This window comes from Candidatus Cyrtobacter comes (assembly GCF_034470605.1).
Classification (GTDB): domain Bacteria; phylum Pseudomonadota; class Alphaproteobacteria; order Rickettsiales; family Midichloriaceae; genus Cyrtobacter; species Cyrtobacter comes.
In genome coordinates this window covers 1-23322 of the sequence record NZ_JARGYT010000010.1, presented here as the reverse complement: position 1 = coordinate 23322, position 23322 = coordinate 1, and the positions used below count along the sequence as shown (strand labels likewise).

Below are 23322 nucleotides of genomic sequence, written 5' to 3'. Positions count from 1 at the left end.
TTCGCTAAACTCAAAGAAAATCGACGCTTAGCATTACGATTTGAGAAATCCGATCTCTCTTTCCTTGCCTTTATAGCTTTAGCATCTATTAAATACAACCTTTGTTAACAGTGCCTAACACACCATTGGCTAGTTCCAATTCATCATTTCTTCCCGCTCTCTGCCTTTCGCTTACCATACCATTTCACCGATAACTGCTGGTGTGGCATCATTTCCCTCCTTTTTTAGAAAAAGGAATATCACTTCTTACCTAATGACTATATTTGGTTAGTAATACCAAAACCTTTAAAAAATTTAACTTTCCCACTTGCTCCTTAAATTCATATGTGCTAACTTCCACGAATCGGAAGACGCGGGGTGGAGCAGCTTGGTAGCTCGTCAGGCTCATAACCTGAAGGTCGTAGGTTCAAATCCTGCCCCCGCAACCGTCTTATACGTTCCGCTGTATGCATAGTAATCGCACGTCATCGGCTTTGATATGCTCTTTTTATGCGCGCATGCTGTATAGTTTTATGCTAAGCATTAGCTGCACAAGAGATGATATCTTGAGAATAAAAAGATAACAATCAACAGAATAAAAAGGCACATATGTTGCTGATTTAAAATGAATATGGTACACGTACGGCTTCGCATTTTTAAAATATCTTATTATATATGCCTGACGTAAAATCTAATGTTTTTGGTGACGGCCTGGAAACTGAACCAACAACACATGCTCAAATTGGACATTTTGAATTTAGCCCAGATGCAACTCAAAATCATTTATTACCATTTTTATTCGCACTTGAAGCGCTAGAGAAGCTTAGCTTAATATTAAAATATGAAAACTTATGGCAACTTCCGGCACTTAAAGCACAAATAACGGACTGTATCGGAATTAAAAATGATATAAAATCCGCCACTGTAATCTCATTACTTAGAATGCATAGTCTTACAGAAGCAATAGAGAGTCAAAAGATCTCCAATATACAAACTGCGGTTGGATTATACTCTGTCATGAGTGAATTTTTTTCTTCATTAAAAAAAATTCATGAATTAAACATAGATAGCAATGCAAGTAGCCTTTATATACTATCCTCTTTAATTGAAAACGACCTGAGATCATCTACCCAAATGAATGATACACAGATAGAAAATAAGCTTAATTATGGGTTTTCAATACTAAAACCAAAATTGGAAGATTTTGTTGAAAAAAATGCAGACCGCACAATCTCTACAATCTCTACTGATAAATTTTTAGGAGAGTTTAAATTTAATGTAGATGATAACTCTCTACTAAGAAGCGTGGTAGAGGTTTATAAGAAGCTTTTTGCAGCTAATATTAGTAATGATAAAAACGAAATCTCAGAAGTAAAAACCCTCATCCAAGATAATTTTGGATTAGAACACACAATAGAATTTGCATCAGTGTGCGCACTTATACGCGCATATAGCATCATAGATACAATAGAAAATGGCAAAGCACCATCTACAATACATATAAAAATTGGTATACTTGCTACTATAAACCAATTGATTTCAAACTCTAAAGATCATCTAAGTGGCGATGATACCAATGCTATAGTCAAGCTATGTTCTGAAAAATTTTTAAAATTAGAGGATGATTTTAGAAACTCACTTGGCCATAGCAAAATAGATACAGACGCGTCTGATCCTACACCAGTAGAATTGGGGGATAATATAGATAGCAGTGATTTACATGGCTAGATAAATACAAATTGATCTAAAAATGGTTGTTTTTGCAAACGCAACACATTTAGTTTGCAAAAATGGCCATAAGAGCTACCCATGGAACAATAATATACTTAACCTCAACTTTTTTTACTGTATCCAGAGCTCTTTATAAATGCATCTAAATTTGAAAGATCTAATTTTGATACCAGAGCCCCAGAAACGTTTCCACTACTTTGCACCCCTATTGTTATTGGAATATTATAACCTATTGGTATAAAGGAAAATCTCGCATTTGACCTTATTAAATTTCTCTTTAAATCATAACCAGTTGATATTGCTCCAGCTACTCTATCTGTTCGTATAGAAACATTTTCCAAAGTTAAGATTTGATCAGATAGCAGCGCCTTACCTCTCACATCATTAAAAACGGTGATACCGCTATTAAAAGCATTATCAATTCTACTATATAACCCATCAAAATTTCCGTATTCTACTAATTTTATTACACTTAATAAATCCAATCCATTCCACTTAATATTACCTGATATAAACTGAGCCTCACATATAGCAGTATTAATAAATTGGGAAAAATCTCTTCCGGTTAAGGAAACCTTGCCGCTCATATTTACAATCCCTTCTATTTTATTTAATGGAAAAGAAGAAAATATTTTTGCTAATTCATGTATTTTTGCATCTATCAGGCCAAAGGCTAAATTTATTTGTATAGTATCTGGGCTTGCACGATATATAAGGCTACCTATAGCATCTATATTACCCATAGAGGTATCTGCTTTAATTTTTTGTATTTTAGATAAGTTATTATTAGTTATTAGATCTACGTATATACTTTTAGCGTCATACCCAGTCAAATCATCTATCTTTAATTTTAACGAGCCATCATAAGCTATGATATCAAATATATCGGTATTGTAGTCAACTTTAATCAATTGTGAAAGAAATTTTGGATCTAATTTAGGAAAGTAAAATTTAGATGATACAATGGGATTCAACCCATCTATTTTAAAATGAAAACTTCCAATTAATGAAGAGCTATCAGATGTAAAGCTGATGTCATTTATAAGTAACGCACCTTCTTCTAAATCTAAATTAATTAGAAAATTATTTAATTTTGCTTTATTAAATATCATCTCATCCATTCGTATATAAGAATGGAGCTCAAAAAATGGTCTTCTTAAAAAATTATACCTATTTAAGTCTAATATATTTTGCCTCTGCGCTAGAAGTTGCGCTATAAATCTACTGAGCGTTTGATTTAAATTAAGGGAATCTAAATTTAAAGTACTGAACCTTAAGTTAGAATGAACAACAACAGGTTTATATATAGTATCCTCAAAACTTATATTGCCCAAAAATGCCGCATCATCTATAAACCCTTTGATAGATAAGAAATTTGTCTTATAAGGTGTTATTTTAAAATCTGATTTTGCAATAAATTTCTTTGCAGAATACTCTTCTGACAGAGAATTTTTTACAAGCTTATTAAGTTCTGGAATTTTTATATATAAAGTTCCATTAATTTCTGGTCTTATTTTATTTATAGCAGTAGTAAACGAAGATACTAATTCTATATCTTTATGATGGAACATTAATTTATCTAAGCATATTTCTCCTTCAAAAATATCACCATTGATATGCACATTTTCAAACACCCCATCATCCACAAGGAGAATTTTTTTCGCATGTAGGTTAAATATAATATTATTATCTTGTAAAAATTTCTTATATTTTTTACTACTTAGAACTGAAAATATCAGATCCCTGAGATCGCTTATATCACTATTGATCTTTAACGGGACTTTTATAGAATTAATACTTGCGTTTATGAATATATCAGTTTTTTCTTCTTTTGTATCTATTTGCAGATAGTTGGACTCGTTTTCTTTTATACTAAAAATTCCATCTTTTAAACTGGTTTTAAAAATCATCCTTGACTCTTCATCCCCCATAAAGAATAGCTCTGCCTGGCCCTCCATTTTCATTTTATTATCCTGCTGCGCTATAAAATGACTTCTAGATTTGAATGAAAGATTTTTTCCTACAATCTCTATATTAAGGTTATCTTCCAATCCATTTGAAGATAGAAAATTTAGCATGTACTCCTCACCTTGGAAGCGATATGAGCCTAGTAAATTATACCTTCCATTGACAGAAAAGAGGGTTATATTTTGGATGGATATAGCGCTCAAATCTATAAAATTTATATTACTAAAAATCACTTTATTGTCTAATGGGCCAATATTTTTTTCTGCATATAAATATCTTTTTGCCACTAATAAATTTAGTGACGAGTCTATAAACTCTATTGATACAATAGATAATTTCGAATAGAACAAGTTTACCAGATCTATATCAAGTTTTATCCTCCCATTAGTCAATAATTCTTCGTTATCAAATTTTAAAATAGGATTTTGAATTGTAAAATGTGGAATAGGTAAGATATTTAGCTCTATCTTCTCGCATTCAAATCCAAGTTTATATTGGCTCTCAATACTTGAAGCAATTTGCCCTTTCATCTTATCTGTATCCACAAAAAGCCTTATGGATACATAAAATATAACTAATGACATGGTTAAAATTGCAAACAAGACTTTAACCAAATTTCTAGCCATAACTGATAATAATAAGTCTAGTAACAATTATGTATTATTAAGATTTGAATCGCAACAGTAAGATTATTAGATTATCTTAGCTTTTAATGAAATAAGAAGTGACAGTATGCACACTAAAATGTAGCTAAATACTTTTCAAATAGTACACGATAATAGTATGAACAAATTTGCCTTAGAGAACATAAATTCTCAAATGGTTAGTAATATACATATTGGCTCAAAAAAGAGGGCCGAATTAAGATATAATAAATTTTAATTTAAGAAATCTTAATAAAATAGGCAAATTTCCATAGATTTTTCTTCCAGAAGAACTTTTAAGACCATTTGCATAAAAACAAGCTGTTTTATGGCGAGCCTGTAATAGACCAACATTATATCATATTTTCAGCACCTATCTTTTCTCATAACGTGCAAACTTAGTCTTGTATCAAATCTTTCCACCAAACCAAATAATCATCCAATTCCAAATATAATACCAATAACTTTTATTAATTATTAGTTTTGAGAAGTATACAGTTAATTAAAAACTAGAAATAATACCAATCCGATCTTCGTACAGTTAATTTTATTAGCATAAAACAAGCAATTTACCCTTGCCTTTATAGTCTAAATGGATATATTCTCTCTCCTGCTGTATGCAGGGCGATTAGCTCAGTTGGTAGAGCACTTCGTTTACACCGAAGGGGTCGGCAGTTCGAGCCTGTCATCGCCCACCAAGCGAATGGTTGTATTTTTACTTCTCATTCTTTTATATTACAGCACTTTTTTATGGGGGATGTAGCTCAGCACGGTTAGAGCACCGGCCTGTCACGCCGGGGGTCGCGAGTTCAAGTCTCGTCGTCCCCGCCACTATTTTTGATGTGTTTCCATAACACACGTGGTTATAGATTTTTGTAGCACTCCAATTTATAACCTCATTATTTGAGCTCCTAGCCTTGATGATAAGCATAATCATGCCATACCTTCTCCCTCAGTATAGCAAAGTAATTTTTCTTAGCGTAAATGTACGCTAAAGCGTTGTAAAAAGATTATAACAGAAAAATTAGTTTTTTTGTTTGACATGAGCCGATTTTTTCTCACTCGGTAGGAGAGTATAGGTAAAATAGTATATGACCACTACCCTCAATAATCATACTCTTTTTATAACGCCTTAGCTATACAACAAAAATGTAATTGCCAAACTTCATACATGGTTATCAAACGAGTATATCAGTGTTATTTGAGATGACATAGGTGATATTTAATAATACTTCTTGTATTACAGCTTATGCTAATTCAACTTAAATAACTATACCTTACTCATCTACAAAGGAACCTCTTATATCTAGGATATTATTGAAATTATAAAGTGGAATATATTCATCACCCATCCATTTGCGTTTTATTTTTTCCAAAACCTCCGTGTCCTCCATATTGTCTAAGATACTGTTAATTTGGTATTTAACAGGACTTTCTTTTGGAAGCGCTATAGCAAGCTCATATTTTATAAGGCTAGGAAGCAACATATAGTCTAATACTGGGTTTGCATTTTTTACCACAACAGCCTTTGCAGCATCCGTAAGGATTAAATCAATTTTTCTTGTCATCAAAAACTTTAAGAGATCTGTTGCATTATTAGCAGAAACAGTTTGAAACCCACTTATCTGATTAGTACTTGCTAGGAACTCTTCCATAACAGAACCAGATTGAACACCTATAGCCCTGCCATTTAATTCCTCAATAGATTGACCACTGATCACCCCCTTCCTAAACAAGACAGCAAAACTACTTGTATGATATGGCTCACTAAAATCAACTAATTTTTTCCTTTCATCTGAACAAGCTATAGAGGATATTGCGGCATCAACCGCCCCCTCTGATATTGCTTTCAATATCTCATTAAATGGTATTTTTACAAGAATCACTGATTTATTCAGCTTATCAGATACCTCTCTAATAATATCTATATCTATCCCAACAATCTCTCCATTTTGCATAAATACAAATGGTGGATAATCTGGCGAAACAGCTACTCTAAAAAAATCCCTATACCCTGATTGTTTATCCTCACAAGAACATAGAATCAATATAGAGCAAATATAAAAAATGCACATGAACATTAAGTTTATATATTTTTTCATACTCCTAATATACTGATCTTGAAAGCAAATTATGCTTTGCCGTGAATTGATTGTAAAGTACTTATTTTTCTACCTTTTCCTACCACCACCCCTTTTTTTGCCACCTTCTTGAGATTGAATTAAATTTGCCCAAAAATTACCACCATCCTTTGTAGTTGTTCCAATCCTTGAAATAAGGAAATTTATGTTTTTTGACATTATTAGACCTGTCCAAAACCCCATTGGCTTTGCGAGCCCAACTATTTCTTCACGCTCCTTCTCATTTACCTTTTCAATAATTACGTCTTTTTCTATTTGTTTTTCTAACTCTACTTCTTTATCCCTTAACCTTTCCTCATCCTTTAAAGATGGTGGTTTTATAATCTTAATATCAGATTCACGTATATCTACTTGATTAGACTTACTTCTTTTCCTTAAACGCAAAGGTCTCAATAAGGCCGATGCCAGTATTAGCAAAAAAATTAATATTAGAAATACTGTTACAGGCAGTAAAATATAAATTTTCATGATTTTTATACAAAAGCATCTGAAAATACATACTATTTTATTCTAGTACTATCAGATTTGAGATGATATATGATTTCATATAGAGCGCAATTATAATGAATCGAAGCGATAATTACTTAATATACAATATGTTTGTGGAGAAGAAACGTGGCATTACCTATTATGGATCTTATAAAAAAGATATCCCATTAGCCACTAAGGAAGATATCAACCTTATTAATTTATTAGAGGAAAAGGGTAATGTTAGTGGAAAAGTTTTAAACTATGGAAAGGATGGCTTATTAAAGCTCAATATATTAGGGAAAATTTTTATTCTTAAAGATATAAAAGAAAGTTTTAAAACTGGCGAAATATTATTTCTTGAGTTAGCAAAAAACCCAGATACTCATATAACGAGCATAACAATTAAAAAAAATCATGACCAATATATAAACGCAAAAACTAATAATTTTTTATTTTTACTAAAATATACCGAATCACCAAAATCTGTTCACATGGAATCAGATATTATACATGATGATAGATTGAAACTTGCAGATTATTTTCTAAAATTGCTATATAGATCCAAGGATCATGACTCTGCTAAAAGATTGGCATTTTTGCTTTCTATAGAGCATCAGGGACTTGATCTAATATTATACGAGCTCAGAAATTCAACCAAAATAACACAAATTGAATTAAACAAGCTTAAACCCATCTTAGAGCTAACTAGCGCGCAATTTAGTGATGACGAGGTACATAATAATGAACTCTTAAAAAACTCTTTCAGACTTATAGAGATCCTACTATTGGGGTATAGAAGAAATTTTAGTATAAAGCCCGTAAATGAGGAGCTTTCCATAGCGGATAAAATCTATAATATACTTAAGAACGGTACAACCCCACTAACCAGTAGATTAGAAAATAATTTCAATAATATATTTCAGAGCGAGTACAAAATCATACCGTTTTTCCATTTTATTAAGGGTGAGTATAAGCATTTTGCTCTTTTCGCTCCAAAGCACAATAAAAAAAGATTTTTTCTCAAAAGTAATTTATTTGATAAAAATACGATTATTTCAATACTACTTGATGATTCTGGTATGACATTTCTTTGCGATAATGAAGCTTCAGACGATATTAAAAATAGTTTATTAGCCCCACATACAACAACATTTGTAAAGTTTCTAGTAAAGGATGATAATATTGCAATGAAATAACGATATTAAATATTATACTCTAAATTATTCATAGAACTAAATCCTAGATATATGCAAGCCCTCTAGCCACTTATCTACTTCATAACTTCTTCACTAGTATTAATGAATATTAATACTTACTGGCTATATACATCTAGCATATAACCTTGTTTTATTTTAGCAAAATATGGAAGCAAGTAATATAAATTTGCCAATTGCATGCTTTTTAAATTCATTACTTATTGTTGAAGATAAAGATACAATAATCAAAAAATTAACATCTAATCCATCGATAAATTTTCATTGTGATAACATACACCTACTTAACATATATGATACAGAATGCCTTGTGTGCTATGATCATATACTAAATACACTTTATATTACTTTTAAATGGACGGAAGAGGATGAAATTTCTGATGTTAGCGCACATTTATTGATTAAAGCCATAAATGTAGATGGTATAGGCACTATACATAGTGGATACTATAACAAATACAAAGCTGTAGAAAAGGAGCTATTAAAGATAGTAGATCATTATACAAAAAAAAATCCTTCTATATTAGTCACCGGCCATTCTCTAGGTGGGGCCATTGCTAGCATTACATATCTGGGCCTTATAAGTCATCTTCAGAACCAAAAAAATGGAAATATATACAGTAATAACATTATTTGCATCACAACAGGTAGTTGCAGAAGTATTAAAAACACAATGCTAGCTGATGATGCTATTAAATGTTATAATTTTATAAATTTCGAAGATTACGTAACGCTTTATCCTTTTAACTACAAGCATCTAGGTGAAACTTTTTTAATAAAAAATAAAGGTAAGATCGTTGTGAAAAATATAGGATATTTACAAAAATTTAGGCTTTGCACCTGTTTCATAATTGAACAAATTAGGAATTTTTTTATGAAGGGAAACTTTTTTTTAATACCAGATGCGCACTACTTAAGCGAATATGAAAAGGTGGCCGAAACTGTAATTTCACAAATATATAGCTAGCTATTTTAAATTTACATATCTGATGAAAAACTTATTTTGATATTTATTACCAATAATTCTCAAAGCTTTTGTATTATATGGACGAAAATTAACTAATGTGTATTTAGATATCGCAACATCCCTTATACCTGCATCAGAAACCCAATGCGCACCGAGCGCAGAAAGTGATTTTAGTAATAATTTATCATTTTTATAATCTATCCTACATGATTTAAACAAGTTATGTATCCCATCTTTAGGATCTATATATTCTAAAAACATCTGCGAACCCTCATTAATTTTTGAGCTCATATTTGTTTTATAGAAATCTCTTATACTTTCTAAAGAGGCGTTCTCAAAAATTCTCATCTCTGGAATAAATACCTTATAATGCAGAAGTGAAAAATTTCTTTCTCTTGATAGAAAAAAAAGCTCTGTATCTAAATTTTGCTCTTTAGATGATAGTATAATTCCAGGGAGAAGTGGCTGGTTAAATTGAAATAAGAACTGCAGCGGTTTAATGCAATTATTTTTATGCTCAGATACTGTTTCAATTAATATTGCATCCATTCCTTCTGAAAAATGCTGATTTATTTTTTGCACCCTATTAAGTGCATCTAACTTTGGTAGCTTTTGCCTTAATTTTTTCTTAAGCTCAGATAATTGCGAAAAGCTGAAGATTTCGGTTGTATACTCCAAATTTGAGTAGTTATTTTTAGTAAACAAGGCTATATTTCTATATAATTTACCAATTATACCATCTCCTTTAATATATTCAGCCACAGAAGGTGAGACGTATTTTCTTAATGATTCAAGATATAAATGATTTAGCGTTTTCACGCTCTGCAAATCAACTTTCCCGGGAACAAGTATTACGATTATTTGCTCATTACAACAGGGTGAAATTGTAAAAAGCATTTTGTTTTTATCTTCATAAGCCGCAACCAGCACAGCTCTATTCTGCGCTAATGATGGGTAGCATAGAAAAAAAGCCAAAGTAAGGAATAGTACCTTCATATATTTAGGCCCAAAATTCAACACAATCTAGAGTATTAAATTTTTATGACTCATCTAATATGATATTGCAAGCCATAAAAAAATGATTATCATCATCCTCTGTGTATTAAATTTAGAGTTGCTATGAGTATCGCAGCTATTATACGTAAATTACCCGAGTTTGCATCCAACGTAAAGTCTGAGATGAAATCTCTGTTTGTTGATAATACCGATAATCTTTTGAATGAAAAAGAGCTGTATAGAATTGCACTTTCAGCTGGTTATTCTTTAAAAAATGAGCAGCTATTAAACAACATAAGAGCAGAGGCGAAAATGTACTTAGAAGAGGAGGATGCTATAGCGTGTAAAGTTGCCTCTATTTCCATGGCTGGTAAAAACGTGTTCCACTTCTTTACGTCTGAGGTTCTACAGGATACCGCGCAGGTATCTAGATCGTTCATGAAAAAGCATATTGATGATATGGTTAGTAAAGTAGAAAAATCTGATTTTTATATGTGCTGTCTTGCAGCTTCAATGTTATCTGCATGTAAGTATTGTATGAAATTCTACACTGATGAATTGATAAAAATGGGTATACAACAAGATGTTATAGTTGAGATTGTTAGGGTCATTGCTGTACTAAAAGCTGCGGCACACGCACTTGAACTTGAAGGTATGAGGAGCTACGATTTTGTAGCCAGAGACTCTAATATGAGTTAATGTACAGTATATTGCTTTTTGGCGCAACTAGCGTTGGCAAATCTAGGATATATGCCAGACTTTCTAGCTCAGCCCCTAGAGTTGTTTCTTCTTGTTTAAATACCACTAGAGATTATGAAGAATTTGTGGTGTGGAAGAATCCAAACGGGGAAGATGTAGCACTTGTTGATGCCGCTGGTATAGGAGATGGACTCAGTGAAGCTGGTTGCGCCGCTATTGATATGAGCTTTGCATTGTTAAAAAAAGCAGACTTGGTGTTATTTGTGCTAGATGGTAAAAATGCAGAATTGACAGTACTTGATTATGATAACGCATCTAAGGTTAGAAAATTCGCTAAGAAAACTCTCTTAGTTATCAATAAATGTGAATCTAAGATAAACCTTGAAGCTCATAAATTACTGAGCCTCGGATTTGGCGAGCCTATTTATATATCAGCTGAGCATAATATAGGATTTTTAAGTTTAAAATCTAAAATTGAAGAGAGATTTGGGTTTGAACTTGAGGAACGCAATACTAAAAATAAGAAGCTTCTTAAATTTTCAATACTAGGAAGGCCAAACGCTGGTAAGTCTACGCTTTTTAATAAAATAGTTGGCTTTGAAAGGTCCATTACATCGCAAGAACAAGGCACAACTCGAGATGTAGTTTCATACGAAATTACCTATAAAGATAATAAGCTTATACTACTCGATACCGCTGGCTTGAGAAAAACATATAAGAGAGTTGTTGATGAAGTAGAAAATAGCTCTGCGAATATAGCATTAGCATCTATAAGGATCTCTAATATATGTATGATAATAATAGATGGTTTTGAGGGAATAAACCAACAAGACTTCTATATAATTAGAAAAGTTATAGAGGCTAAGAAAGGTATCGTAATTGTAGTTAATAAATGCGATCTCATAGATGCAAAAGCAAAAGAAGAGATAGAGTGGATAATACGAAATAAAGTAAGAGAGATAAGCTTCTTGCCCATACTTTTTATATCTTCCAAAAATGAAAACAAGTTTGATTTTTTAATGGGCGAAGCATTGCGCATTTTTGAAGAAATGAACAGGAAAATAGGGACATCTACACTGAATAAATGGCTCTCTAGCGCAACTTCAAAACACAAACCAGCAGCAGTATCAAACCATAAATTTCCGATGAAGGCCAAATACATAGTACAAGTAGATGGCGATATACCATCATTCAAGCTCTTCGTTAACAATAAAAACCTCGTGGATAAAAATTATATCAAATATTTATCTAATTCTTTAAGAGAATATTTCAAGATAGCATCTTCGCCAGTAGATATTATAATACTATCTTCTGGTAATCCGTATAGTGATGTAAATCGTAAATAATAAACCATCTTAGTGTATGAGTTTAGAAATAATTTTGAGCATGTAGAACGGATACATTTAAATCTTTAATCTAATTTTTAACTTCATATCATTAATAATATCCTCTTACCATCTTTTCATTATCTAAAAGCTCAACCAAAAAAACACCTGCTGCATTACTCTTGAAAAAGAAGATATAGCTATATTATTGAGGTGATAGATAATATATATTACAGCCTATTAGCTTTGAATTCAGCTTACATCAGTATACTACGAAATTAATTTATTATTTTTATCCGCTATCAATATTTTTCACACAAAATCTAAAGCTTGGATATAATCAAGATCTTTTACTGTTATAAAAATCTTACATGATTTACCAAAAACATTTACAAGAAGCTGTAGAGCCCTTACCCAAATCCATTCTGCCTTTGCCATCACACCCTCCCTTCATGATTTACCACAAAACATCTCTTTCATTACCTTATCATCTATTATACTATACAACATCATAGCCTCCTAAGAGGGCTATAACAGTAGCGTACAAAAACCTAATAATTAAGATGCAAGCTAAAAACCCACTAACTATATGTGTCTGCCAAATACAATTTTTGAATTTCGAAATATAATAAATGCTGTTCGTCAAAAGACAATTTAATATTGAGTTTATAAAAAAAACCATATCTATTTTAGTTAATACAATACTACCCATTTAGTCATAACATGAAGTAGTTAGGATTAATTATCCATTGATTTAAAATAAATTGCCAAGAAGTATTTCCTTCGGTAGCTTTAATTCATCACATAAGGCTACATCACGAAAAAATTTAGCAAATGTCAGGAAAAATGCTGCGTTTCACCAGTTCTTTAATAAGGATCAAAGTTATATCTATAGCAAACACTGCCACACATTCTAAACTAGATAATAGCTCATTCAAGAATCATTACCTACGGTCAGCTGCTTGCGTCTTAAAAATTTTGAGCAATAAGAATCATGACCAAATATAAAAAGATCACCAGAATACCTTTCAACACACCCCCTTGCCTCCCGAACCAATATAGTACCAGCTGCAGTATCCCAGCTTCTTGAAACATCACATATAGCCACATCCACTCTACCACAGGCAACATTCACAAGATCAAGAGCTGATGAGCCAGATATTCTAGCCTTAACCCCTTTTTCTCTTAGATGCATCAATATCTCGTCGTTGTAAAGCATCTTATTGCCAATTGCCATAGTAGAATTAGGCCAACTCTTCTCTTTAGAAATCAGTACTTTTTTGTTTTTTCCATCTTCTTGAAGCATGTGGGTCCCCTTACCCTTTTCTGCCCATGCTAAAGATTCATGTATAGGAGAGTATACAAGCCCAGCAATATACTCCTTCACCCCACCCCTTGTTCTCTCTAATGCTATAGATATAGAGAAATTAGGATTAGAGTGCATAAAATTTAATGTACCATCAATAGGATCTATGATCCAATTATACAATGTACCTTCCTTATCTTCTTTGCCTTCTAGCAGCTCCATATCTTCTATAACGAAGCCATACCCAGTACCATACTCTTCAAGAATTTGTATTATAGATGTCGCAGCTTTCTTCTCTGCTTTAAGCACAAAAGCCTTAACTTTATCCTCCACAGACCTCAAATTTTCTAACTCAAAAAAATCACGCCTTATAGCCCTAGAAGCCAGGCGCGAAGCCTGCACCATTAAGTTCATCACTGGAGAAATTTGAAAGTTATCTCTCATAAATTTTCTAAAACATTCACAAATCCCCCAGACATCGATACAATTAAGCTAAAAATACCAAAGCAAGGTTGGTGATGGCCTGTCTATCACAACAGCTTATAAATTACAAATCAATATAACTTCAGCATTACTAAAGATAGAATTTACTGAGCACGCAACACAACTAGAATATTATACAGATACAATTTGCAAAAAATTTATATCTTTTAGCCAGCTCATTATTTGCCGCGAGACCCATCTTCCACCGTATTCATTGCTGTTTTAGCTTTCCAACTGCTAACGCTACTTACCAAGCGCTTTCCCTGCTCAGCTCCATATGAAAGAGATTTTGATGCCATATCAATCCCACTACTAATTAAATGACAGATTGTTAGAACAGTAGTAACAATCATGGTCGCTATTTCGTTGGAAGCTTCATAAACCTTTAATTTAATATACATCCCTCTTAGAGTGTTAATCTGAGATTTTACACTATTAACTATTGGATCAAAAACCTCAGGTCCTTCTGACGAAAATTTTAAATTACCGTCTTTTATGAATCTTGAAGCACCAACTCCTTTAGTACCCAAAATATTATCTAAGCCAGCGCAAAGCTCATTAAACGGTGCTATATGAATAGTCTCCTTACCACTTAAACAGCATCCGTACAATAACTCTGGAAAATCACTTAATTTAGATCGCATATCAATAAGTTTCTCTATTACAGTTCCCGCCCCATCAATACCAGCATATTGTTCTAGCAAAAAATATATAAGAGCATCGAATCTTGTAATAAATTCATTAATTAAATACTCATTATTTATAACTTGATCTCCCTTTGTAATTTTAGCAAAATACTCTCTTAAAGGCACAAGAATGAACACCTTTCTAGTAATTTTTGCATCTGAAAATTTTTTCTTTGCCTCAGTTACTGATTTCAGATATCCATCAGGCCAGTTCTTCTTAAATGAAACCCACGCATCTACACTAACCTCTTCTACTTTGAAACTTGGCAATTTGGTACCATTACTAAGAGTCTGATGTGCAACAAATAAGCTTACCTCCTCTAACCCCCCTTCACTAATAACAGAGCCTTCACCAATAACAGAGCCTTTACCGCTATCACTACTAACACTCGATGTGGTACCCAAACCACCTGATAATTTAGTCATCTTACATACAGTGTACAACTAGTCTTAGATATATCAATGATTGCTCAAGCTTCTAAAGATATCAACCAATAATAGATTAACATAACCTTTTTGCTATATAAGGCGATCTAAACCGATGATATGCTTTCTAAGCAGGGAGATAGAACAACTTTATGAAAGTAAAGTTATGGATTATCTAAGTTATGGATTATCTTATTGATTTGTATTTCAATATATTGTTTATAAGAGAATATATTATTTAGAGATCAAACAATAAAGCTTGATAGACAAATTATAAGCAGTATTATTGGAATTGAACATTGGCATTATTAATATGGGCACTATTTACCATTTAATCTAGTGTTGCTGTACCACTGATTGCTTAGTTATATAATGTTTGTATTTTCAGTTAATAGGCTCGCTAAGGTGTTATGTGTGGTAATCATAACATTAGCGATTTCTTCATGCGCGCTAACAATAGCCGCCGGAACTGGTGTAACAATTGCTGTCTTAGCTTATAAAGATAAGCGCTCCGCAGGCAGCATAGTTGATGATAACATAATATATTCAAAGATTTCGGCTCTATTTATGCAAAAGGGGTTTCGTAATATATTCATGAAGATTAGGGTACTTGTAGTAGAAGGTAGGGTGATGCTTGTTGGAGCTTTAAAAAATGAAGAGCAAATTAAAAATGTTACCAAAACAGTTTGGTCAGTAGATGGCGTAAAAGAGGTAATAAACGAGCTAATTACTACAGATGTAGTAGAAAATTCTCAAAAACGAGCTGCAGAACTGTATAAGGTTTCAAAGATAAAAAGTATCCTTCTGCTAAGCAGAGGCATCTCTTCTTCTAATTATGCAGCAGATGTGGAGGGAGAGACAGCTTATATAATAGGTATATCAGAAAATAAGGTAGAGCTCCAAAAAGTATTGGATGCTATCAGTAATATTTCAGGAATTAGTAAAGTTATTAGCCATGTGGTAATGAAGGATGACCATAGAAGGTTAACGTGATATATGCTTCATATTCTTAAAGATTTACTCTTTTTAGTAGGAAGTTTTTATGATTTCTATTTCATCTTTATACGAGAGGTTGCGGCATAGGCTGCATACTGTTTCTAATTCACCTCAAAGTGATGCACTTCACATAATAAAACACTCGCTTGGCCTTAAACGGATTGAAGATGTATTAAGTAATTGGAGCATGGAATTATCTTATGATAAAGTAAAATTATGCATGCTCAATCTTAGAAAAAGGCTGCTAAATGAGCCACTCTCTTACATCACTTCTAGTAGAGAATTTTGGTCCATGGAGTTTTATGTAGATAAAAATACATTGATACCAAGACATGAAACAGAGGTGATAATTGAAGCTTTTATAGATATTTTCCCAGATAAATTATCTAATCTAAAGATCTTGGATCTTGGAACAGGTAGTGGATGTATTATGCTAAGTATATTAGCCACATATAGTAATAGTATAGGTACTGGGGTTGATTTATGCGAAAAAGCCCTGGCTGTTGCAGAAAAAAATGCTAAAAATCTTGGTCTAATAGATAGGACCCTATTAAAACAAAGTGATTGGTTTTCCAATGTATCTGGCAAATTTGATGTAATAGTATCTAATCCTCCATATATAAGCGCTATTGATCTAAATAGAACAGGTAAAGAAGTAAAAGATTTCGAACCAAAATTAGCACTAACTGATTTTGGAGATGGGTTTACATGTTATAGGAAAATAGCCGCATGCTTAAAAACTTTTCTAAAAGAAGGAGGTATAGGGTTATTTGAAATAGGTTTTGGTCAGAAAGAGGGTATATTAGATATTTTTGAATCAAATAATCTAAAAGTCTTGAATATATATAAGGATATAAATGGAATAGATAGAGTGATATCTATTTCAAATCGATGAAAGAAAGTTTTTCATTAAAAGTCAGATAAAGAGACATATTTGCAACTCTTTATCTGATCATTTTTAACAAATTATACTATAATTAGCTAAGTTAAATTAACATGTTGAAAATAAGGCTAATAAGCTGTAATACAAGAAGTATTATGCATCTCAAATAAAACGGCTATACACCTTTTATCAAAGGACTGGGCTGTACTATCTAATACTATAATTCATAATAATATATTATGTGAAACATATGTTTTAATTTTGTTTTTCAATATCTCAAATAGTACAGCTCTGGGCTAGGGCTGCCTGCCTTGTGCAGTACCAACATCAAGTGAGCTAGATCTATTGACCCAACTTCCTTGTTTTTCCACTCCCTCTATAAGTTTATCAATAATATTTACTGAATCTTTTGCTATATTTTGATCTATATGTTGATCCAACTTTTTATAAAAGAGATTCACTATTTTACAGATGGCACCATAAATTTTAGTAAAAAGATTCTTATTTAGCATTTCATTATGAGCATTTTTTGCATCATCCATTTGTGTTTTTATATTATCAACCTCATTTTTAATTACTATTGTTAGCATATCTCTTGTGCTAGCATCTAACTCAACTTTATCGTTTGGAAAGCGTTTATTGTGCTCTATTTCAAATACATTTACAAGCTTAGTACAAATTGCCTCTGTATCCATTTCGCTAGATATGCATTTTTTAAAACTTTTATAAACTTGTGAGGTAATTTTTTTGAAATTTTCTTCTGGCCTTTTAAAAAATTGCGTCTGTATTATTGAAGGCGGTACTTCTTTTATACAATCTGCTTTGTGCAAAATATCTATTAATCTACCAGGATGAACTTTATCTAAGTCCTCTCTCTTAGAAAATGGTATATTAAGTGCATTTTTTTCCAGACCAAGCACTTCTTGTAATTTCTCGTTACTTTCCATTAAAGATACTATTGCAAGCCTGGACGCAAACTCTGAGCATATCATTTCAGTTTCACCTTTAGTCTTATCACTAAATTGCTCACGCATATTATCCCAATTTGTAGCTTTAAGCAGTGTGTTACCAAATGGTATATAGGACATTATACCAGCATTAAACCTTTTATCACTTGAGTTGAATATCAGGGCATATCTTTGATCTTGTTGACTTAACTCAAATAATTTTGAACTCACTTCTGGATATATCTCATTTACCTTCTCATTCCATTTATCTCCATATAAATTTTGAGCCGCTTGTTTTGCCTCTTTGGTTAATAACGCACCTAGGTCCATTCTATAAACATCTGAAAACAAACCCTTTTCAAGATCTAAGTCATCAACTTGATACTCCCCATATACATGAGAGAGCTTTGCTCCACCACTTCCCGTAGCAACAGTTGCAGCATGCCCATAATTTGTGACATACCTTTTTGTTAATTTACTTTCTCTATCTAGCTTATTATTAGTTACTAATGATCTTTTATCTATATCATACATTACAATATCACCTGCTTTATACGAATTTTGCGAATGTTCTTTAAATTCATTTTGTGTATATTCAATAAAACCACCCGCTATCTCTCCGAAATCTCTTATTTGCCTTAATTTTTCAAAACTATCAATATTGCCACAACTGCTAGCAAAGCGCTCAAATGAGGTGTATGCAGAATGGAGATCTGATAATTTTCCAAACTCTTCTATAGTGAACCTTTTGCTATATGGAACTGTGGAATTTGGCTCCATTGTTTCTAAAAAATCTATCTTATCTTTTTGTTTTTGAACATCATCTAAAACTCTACTTTTATAAGAAAATCTCTTTAATGCAGATAATTCTCCACTGTATTTTAAGTTTAAATACTTACTTTGATTATTAGCCAATTTGGAGATATTACTATTAAGCTCCATATTTCCTACAGCGTTATTTAAAAATGCACCCAGAAATTCTTTTTGGATTTGCGTTGTTTCTTCATGTGCTTCAAATAAAGATACAGCCTCACGAATAGCTTCTACGCTACTTAATTTCGTAACGAGCTGATTATAAGACTGTTTACTATCATTTTGCGATAAATCAGAGCCAACTAATGAGTAAGGGCTATCCACTATCTTACTATAGAGTCCTTGATCTAAAAATCCATCTTCCGATAATATCCTCTGAAGCTCTTGATCTATTGATTTCAAAGATGCATCTTGAGGGCTTTCATAAACTATAGCCCTTCTAAGATCGATTATTGCATTTTCAATATCTTCAGCTGTTAATAAATTTGTATAACCATCTTTAAAATTAGAATAAATATTGCTCTCTCTAATTCCTTTGAATTTCATATCAAAATACTATTCGTAAACATCATTTATGAATAGTAAAATTAAGTTAATAAATTGGCAATATATTTGGCATGGTTATTTTTAGCTGCATTTATTTATTGATTAATTTAATAAGTGTATTAAGCTTTAATCCAACATGCTGGATAAATTGATTTCTAGATTCTAGTTGCAGCTAAAAGTGAAGAAGAACAATAGCGTGGGTTGTTTACTATAGCCTGCGCATTTTTATTATGATACCTTAGATTAAGGGAACTGTGTTCACTGCTATAATTTTTATTAATTTTGTCCATGAAAAAGACTATAACTCTTGCAAAAGGTGACGGTATAGGGCCAGAGATTGCCAATTCTGTCCTGGAGATTCTTAAGAAAGCTGGTGCAGATCTAGATTTTGAAGAAATTGAAATAGGTGAAAAGGCTTACATTGCCGGCGCCCCCTCTGGTATACCAGATAGTGCATGGGACGTTATACATAAAAATAAGATATTACTTAAGGCACCACTAACTACACCACAGGGAACTGGCTATAAAAGTGTTAACGTAACACTTAGAAAATCCCTCGGTCTTTTTGCCAATATAAGGCCCGTTAGATCATTTCCAGGATATGTGCCAAACTCTGATAAAAAAATGGATATGGTAATAATCAGGGAAAATGAAGAGGATTTATATGCAGGGGTAGAATATAGATCATCTTTGAATACAAGAATTGCTGTAAAGATAATAACCCATAAAGGATGTGAGAGAATAATTAGATACGCATTTGAATATGCACGATTACACAATAGAAAAAGGGTTTCTTGTATTATTAAAGATAATATAATGAAGATTACAGATGGTCTATTTCATAAAATATTCAAAGAGATCGCATTGGAATATCCTGATATAAACACAGATAGCATAATAGTAGATATAGGTTCTGCAAAAATAGCAACAAAACCTTGGCTTTTTGATGTAATTGTCACCCTTAATTTATATGGAGATATTATATCTGATATTGCCGCAGAAGTTTCCGGTTCAGTGGGGCTTGCAGGTAGCTCTAATATAGGAGCAGGCTATGCAATATTTGAAGCCGTCCATGGCTCTGCACCTGATATTGCCGGTAAAAATATAGCTAATCCGTCTGGGCTTTTGAATGCTGCTATTTTAATGCTAAATCACATAGGACAGGGGGATATAGCTACTAAAATAGAGAATGCTCTTTTAAAAACTATAGAAGATGGAGTGCATACTGCTGATATATATAATGAATCTATAAGTACAAAGAAGGCTAATACAAAAGAATTTACTGACGCAGTAGTTTCAAATCTTGGAAAATTACCATACAAAATACAAGTTGTGGAAAATAATGCAAAAGTTATGAAGTCATTTGACTACAAAGCTGCAGAAGAAAATTCTATAGTTGAATGTATTGGAGTTGATATATTTACAGAAGATCTTGCTGAGCCGGTATATAATATAGTAGAAAAAATAAGAAAGGGACAAAAAAACCTTGAGATTAAACATGTATCTGCCAGGGGTATGATGGTATGGTCAGAAGCGACAGATAGATGTAGTACAAATGTTGATGGTTTAGTACGGTTTAGATTCTTTGCAAAAAATAAGACCGCTTCTAACTTGGACGTAATAGAGGTTCAAAAATTACTAAATGAAATAGGAATGAATTTCCATATCTTGCATAAACTCTATTTATATGATGGCCAAGAAGGGTTTACGAATATGCAAGGACAATAGGTTACTTAAATAGACCATACTGACTTGTGGCATGGTCTATTTTTTCTCCTTAACACAATTTACGCGCTTTTTAAAAACTAAAAGAATTGCACATATTATAGGCTCGTTAAGAGCCTATAATAAACCTCAAGCTATTAAAATAATCCCAAAATTTAATAACGATACTCAACTAAAGTACCTGTAATATAATAAATACCTTTATAATAATGGTATTTATGCAAAGATGTTTATACACCCTTGGGTTGTAATGTATAATAATACCTGTATGAGAAGCGCTGATATAGATAATAGTTTACACACACTAATTAAGACACTTGAAGAAGATCAAGATCTCTCAAATCTAGTACCAATGATGCAACAATCCGATATACTCTCTATAAATAGTAAGTTTTGGGCCGCTTTTAGAAATGGCATAGAAAAAGGAGGAGGTATGGAAGGAGGTAGGGCATACGAGATTGCTGTGTTTTTTATTAAATTCATAAATACCGAAACAGAGAAAAGTAATTTGCCAAATCCAAAATATACGAAGGAAGAGATTGATCTCTTTGCAATTACCATGCTCTATAATACCGTCATTGCTGGTAAAAAAGAAAAACGTACCACAATAGATATAATAATGTATATTATTAAAAGCATTGGCGAATCAACACTTTCACAATTCATTAATACTAGTTTTCATAATACACATCGCGTAGCTATAGACCACATGCCACCAGAAGAGTTTGGACAGGAAAATGAGAAACCAGAACAATTGCTTGATTATACAGAAAAAATTTTACACGCCGCAATTTACGATGAAGTGGTATTTAATACAATCCTGAGCATACCAGGAATAGATATTTTTGCACAAGACTCTAGAGGCCTTGATATACTGGAAATATTTAGAATTGAAGTACAAAACACCCAGCTTTTCAAAATTGAAAAACAAGCTAACAACTTTTTGAGCATATTAAAAAAATTAGGAGCGGATTATAAAAGCCATGATGGTGGAAACCTACTTCATTTACTATACGGGATAAACTCTTTTTATCGAACTCTTCCTCACATAATAGATTCATTAGCTGAATTTTATGGAAAAGAGGCTATTACTACAATGCTTATGAACCAAGATAATGAGGGACGTATACCACTTGATCATTATCAATTAGAATTTGATCAAAAAGCATCTTACACCGACTTAACGTCACTAATTCATACGCAGTTAAACTTATACCTAGATTATATAGGTATTGAAACATTTTTTACCCCAAATGAACAAGGGGAGACTATGTTTGAAACGTTCATGAGGAATTCATTAAAAAAACTAGAAGATAAAAATTTACAATACGTACAGGCTAGTATGTTACTTGAGGGCATATATATATTTACTCATCAAAAAATCGAATTCATAAAGTGGAAAAATCAAAACTTAACACAAGCTGAAGACGAATTATTATCAAAATATTTGTATAGTTTATGCGAACTCCGAAATGATAGCGACTCTATAATGCAGAAAGCTCAATGGCTAATAGGTGCAAAAAATTCAGAAGGATTCCATTTTATTGATGTGGAAAGTACCACGAATCCCAACACTCTTTTACACTTTTTTCAAGAAACAAGCACGCTTCATCAAGACATGAGGGAATGTTTAATAAAAGCTGGTGCAAAACATAAAAAGCCAGATGATTATTCCGCTCTTAGCAATGATGAATCTTTTAAAAAAAGGCTTGCTGATCTACAGAATGATCTACAAAACGCACATAATACATTAGTTACAGAAAACGTAGCTCAAATAATTACAAAGATGCGTGATAATGCTCCTCAGTCAGATGATTTTATTGAAAAAAATAAAGCAGAATTTATAGCTAACCTTAAGAAGGTTTGTGCATCAGAAATACAAAATTATTCAAATATATTAAGTGGTCTCAAGAGTATTGATGGTCAGCCACCCAAAGGACTGCAAATTTTTGAAGAGAACAAAAATCTCAAAGATAGATATAAAAGTTATGAAAATTATGCACGAAATATGGAACAAAATTTACCTAATCAAATTGCGCTATATGAGAATGCGCTTAATAGATTTGAAAGTTTTTTTCATGGTCAAGCACGTGAATTTACAAATTCTGCAACTAATGCATCTTCTGATGAAATATTTGCCTTGCTAAATAATACTGCAACAATTTTAACACGTGATAGAGAAAATGCAGAAGAGATAATTTATGATTTTTACAAAGCTTGTATAGATAATGGCGTATTTAAACTCCAAAAATGCACAACAGGTTTTATAAATGAGGTTAGGCACTGTTAACAAAGGTTGTATTTAATAGATGCTAAAGCTATAAAGGCAAGGAAAGAGAGATCGGATTTCTCAAATCGTAATGCTAAGCGTCGATT

17 protein-coding genes and 3 tRNA genes are annotated in these 23322 nt (G+C 32.3%); 12 read left to right on the top strand and 8 right to left on the bottom strand.

Features of this window, described 5'->3' with window-relative positions; all coding sequences use genetic code 11:
- Positions 1 to 351 precede the first annotated feature (351 nt).
- Both Cyrtocomes_RS01400 and Cyrtocomes_RS01395 read left to right on the top strand, forming a co-directional pair.
- Positions 352 to 425, top strand: a tRNA-Met gene (locus tag Cyrtocomes_RS01400).
- Positions 426 to 654: 229 nt separating this feature from the next.
- Positions 655 to 1707 (top strand): hypothetical protein, encoded by a 1053-nt coding sequence (locus Cyrtocomes_RS01395; protein WP_322497428.1) that lies wholly within the window; start codon positions 655 to 657, stop codon positions 1705 to 1707.
- A gap of 104 nt (positions 1708 to 1811) precedes the next feature.
- On the opposite strand, the gene Cyrtocomes_RS01390 is transcribed toward Cyrtocomes_RS01395, so the two are convergent.
- A complete protein-coding gene (locus Cyrtocomes_RS01390) occupies positions 1812 to 4262 on the bottom strand; it encodes an AsmA-like C-terminal region-containing protein (RefSeq protein ID WP_322497427.1) in 2451 nt (816 codons plus the stop codon).
- A 682-nt stretch (positions 4263 to 4944) separates the two neighbouring features.
- Between Cyrtocomes_RS01390 and Cyrtocomes_RS01385 the strand changes: the two genes are divergently transcribed.
- Together Cyrtocomes_RS01385 and Cyrtocomes_RS01380 are read left to right on the top strand one after the other, a co-directional pair.
- A tRNA-Val gene (locus Cyrtocomes_RS01385) sits at positions 4945 to 5020 on the top strand.
- 55 nt (positions 5021 to 5075) lie between these two features.
- Positions 5076 to 5153, top strand: a tRNA-Asp gene (locus Cyrtocomes_RS01380).
- Between the two features lie 446 nt (positions 5154 to 5599).
- On the opposite strand, the gene Cyrtocomes_RS01375 is transcribed toward Cyrtocomes_RS01380, so the two are convergent.
- Entirely contained in the window at positions 5600 to 6424 is an 825-nt protein-coding gene (locus Cyrtocomes_RS01375; RefSeq protein WP_322497426.1) for a substrate-binding periplasmic protein, read from the bottom strand.
- A 69-nt stretch (positions 6425 to 6493) separates the two neighbouring features.
- On the bottom strand, positions 6494 to 6847 hold the full coding sequence (locus Cyrtocomes_RS01370) for a hypothetical protein (RefSeq protein ID WP_322497425.1): 354 nt from the start codon (positions 6845 to 6847) through the stop codon (positions 6494 to 6496).
- 218 nt (positions 6848 to 7065) lie between these two features.
- Here Cyrtocomes_RS01370 and Cyrtocomes_RS01365 point away from each other — a divergent pair, with 218 nt between their 5' ends.
- Both Cyrtocomes_RS01365 and Cyrtocomes_RS01360 read left to right on the top strand, forming a co-directional pair.
- Positions 7066 to 8130, top strand: a complete 1065-nt coding sequence (locus Cyrtocomes_RS01365) for a hypothetical protein (RefSeq protein ID WP_322497424.1) — start codon at positions 7066 to 7068, stop codon at positions 8128 to 8130.
- A 166-nt stretch (positions 8131 to 8296) separates the two neighbouring features.
- Positions 8297 to 9115 carry a lipase family protein gene (locus Cyrtocomes_RS01360; RefSeq protein WP_322497423.1) on the top strand — a complete coding sequence of 273 codons (819 nt, stop codon included), beginning with the start codon at positions 8297 to 8299 and terminating at the stop codon, positions 9113 to 9115.
- On the opposite strand, the gene Cyrtocomes_RS01355 is transcribed toward Cyrtocomes_RS01360, so the two are convergent.
- Positions 9116 to 10135, bottom strand: a complete 1020-nt coding sequence (locus tag Cyrtocomes_RS01355) for a hypothetical protein (RefSeq protein WP_322497422.1) — start codon at positions 10133 to 10135, stop codon at positions 9116 to 9118.
- Between the two features lie 99 nt (positions 10136 to 10234).
- On the opposite strand from Cyrtocomes_RS01355, the gene Cyrtocomes_RS01350 reads away from it, so the two are divergent.
- Together Cyrtocomes_RS01350 and der are read left to right on the top strand one after the other, a co-directional pair.
- Complete coding sequence (locus Cyrtocomes_RS01350) at positions 10235 to 10810, top strand: carboxymuconolactone decarboxylase family protein (RefSeq protein WP_322497421.1); 576 nt, start codon at positions 10235 to 10237, stop codon at positions 10808 to 10810.
- On the top strand, positions 10810 to 12156 hold the full coding sequence (der, locus tag Cyrtocomes_RS01345) for a ribosome biogenesis GTPase Der (protein WP_322497420.1): 1347 nt from the start codon (positions 10810 to 10812) through the stop codon (positions 12154 to 12156). Before Cyrtocomes_RS01350 ends, der begins: the two co-directional genes overlap by 1 nt.
- A gap of 291 nt (positions 12157 to 12447) precedes the next feature.
- Here der and Cyrtocomes_RS01340 read toward each other — a convergent pair whose 3' ends face one another.
- The 3 genes from Cyrtocomes_RS01340 to Cyrtocomes_RS01330 all read right to left on the bottom strand — a co-directional run bounded on the left by Cyrtocomes_RS01340 (position 12448) and on the right by Cyrtocomes_RS01330 (position 15036).
- Complete coding sequence (locus Cyrtocomes_RS01340) at positions 12448 to 12573, bottom strand: hypothetical protein (protein WP_322497419.1); 126 nt, start codon at positions 12571 to 12573, stop codon at positions 12448 to 12450.
- 496 nt (positions 12574 to 13069) lie between these two features.
- Positions 13070 to 13885: an inositol monophosphatase family protein gene (locus Cyrtocomes_RS01335; RefSeq protein WP_322497418.1), complete on the bottom strand. Its 816-nt coding sequence runs from the start codon at positions 13883 to 13885 to the stop codon at positions 13070 to 13072.
- Between the two features lie 218 nt (positions 13886 to 14103).
- Positions 14104 to 15036 carry a hypothetical protein gene (locus Cyrtocomes_RS01330; protein WP_322497417.1) on the bottom strand — a complete coding sequence of 311 codons (933 nt, stop codon included), beginning with the start codon at positions 15034 to 15036 and terminating at the stop codon, positions 14104 to 14106.
- Between the two features lie 414 nt (positions 15037 to 15450).
- Here Cyrtocomes_RS01330 and Cyrtocomes_RS01325 point away from each other — a divergent pair, with 414 nt between their 5' ends.
- Both Cyrtocomes_RS01325 and prmC read left to right on the top strand, forming a co-directional pair.
- A complete protein-coding gene (locus Cyrtocomes_RS01325; protein WP_322497416.1) occupies positions 15451 to 16029 on the top strand; it encodes a BON domain-containing protein in 579 nt (192 codons plus the stop codon).
- A gap of 49 nt (positions 16030 to 16078) precedes the next feature.
- Complete coding sequence (gene prmC / locus Cyrtocomes_RS01320) at positions 16079 to 16927, top strand: peptide chain release factor N(5)-glutamine methyltransferase (protein WP_322497415.1); 849 nt, start codon at positions 16079 to 16081, stop codon at positions 16925 to 16927.
- Between the two features lie 284 nt (positions 16928 to 17211).
- Here prmC and Cyrtocomes_RS01315 read toward each other — a convergent pair whose 3' ends face one another.
- Positions 17212 to 19221 (bottom strand): hypothetical protein, encoded by a 2010-nt coding sequence (locus Cyrtocomes_RS01315; protein ID WP_322497414.1) that lies wholly within the window; start codon positions 19219 to 19221, stop codon positions 17212 to 17214.
- A gap of 282 nt (positions 19222 to 19503) precedes the next feature.
- Between Cyrtocomes_RS01315 and Cyrtocomes_RS01310 the strand changes: the two genes are divergently transcribed.
- Positions 19504 to 20949 carry an NADP-dependent isocitrate dehydrogenase gene (locus Cyrtocomes_RS01310; protein WP_410519689.1) on the top strand — a complete coding sequence of 482 codons (1446 nt, stop codon included), beginning with the start codon at positions 19504 to 19506 and terminating at the stop codon, positions 20947 to 20949.
- A gap of 265 nt (positions 20950 to 21214) precedes the next feature.
- Entirely contained in the window at positions 21215 to 23236 is a 2022-nt protein-coding gene (locus Cyrtocomes_RS01305; protein WP_322497412.1) for a hypothetical protein, read from the top strand.
- Positions 23237 to 23322 lie beyond the last annotated feature (86 nt).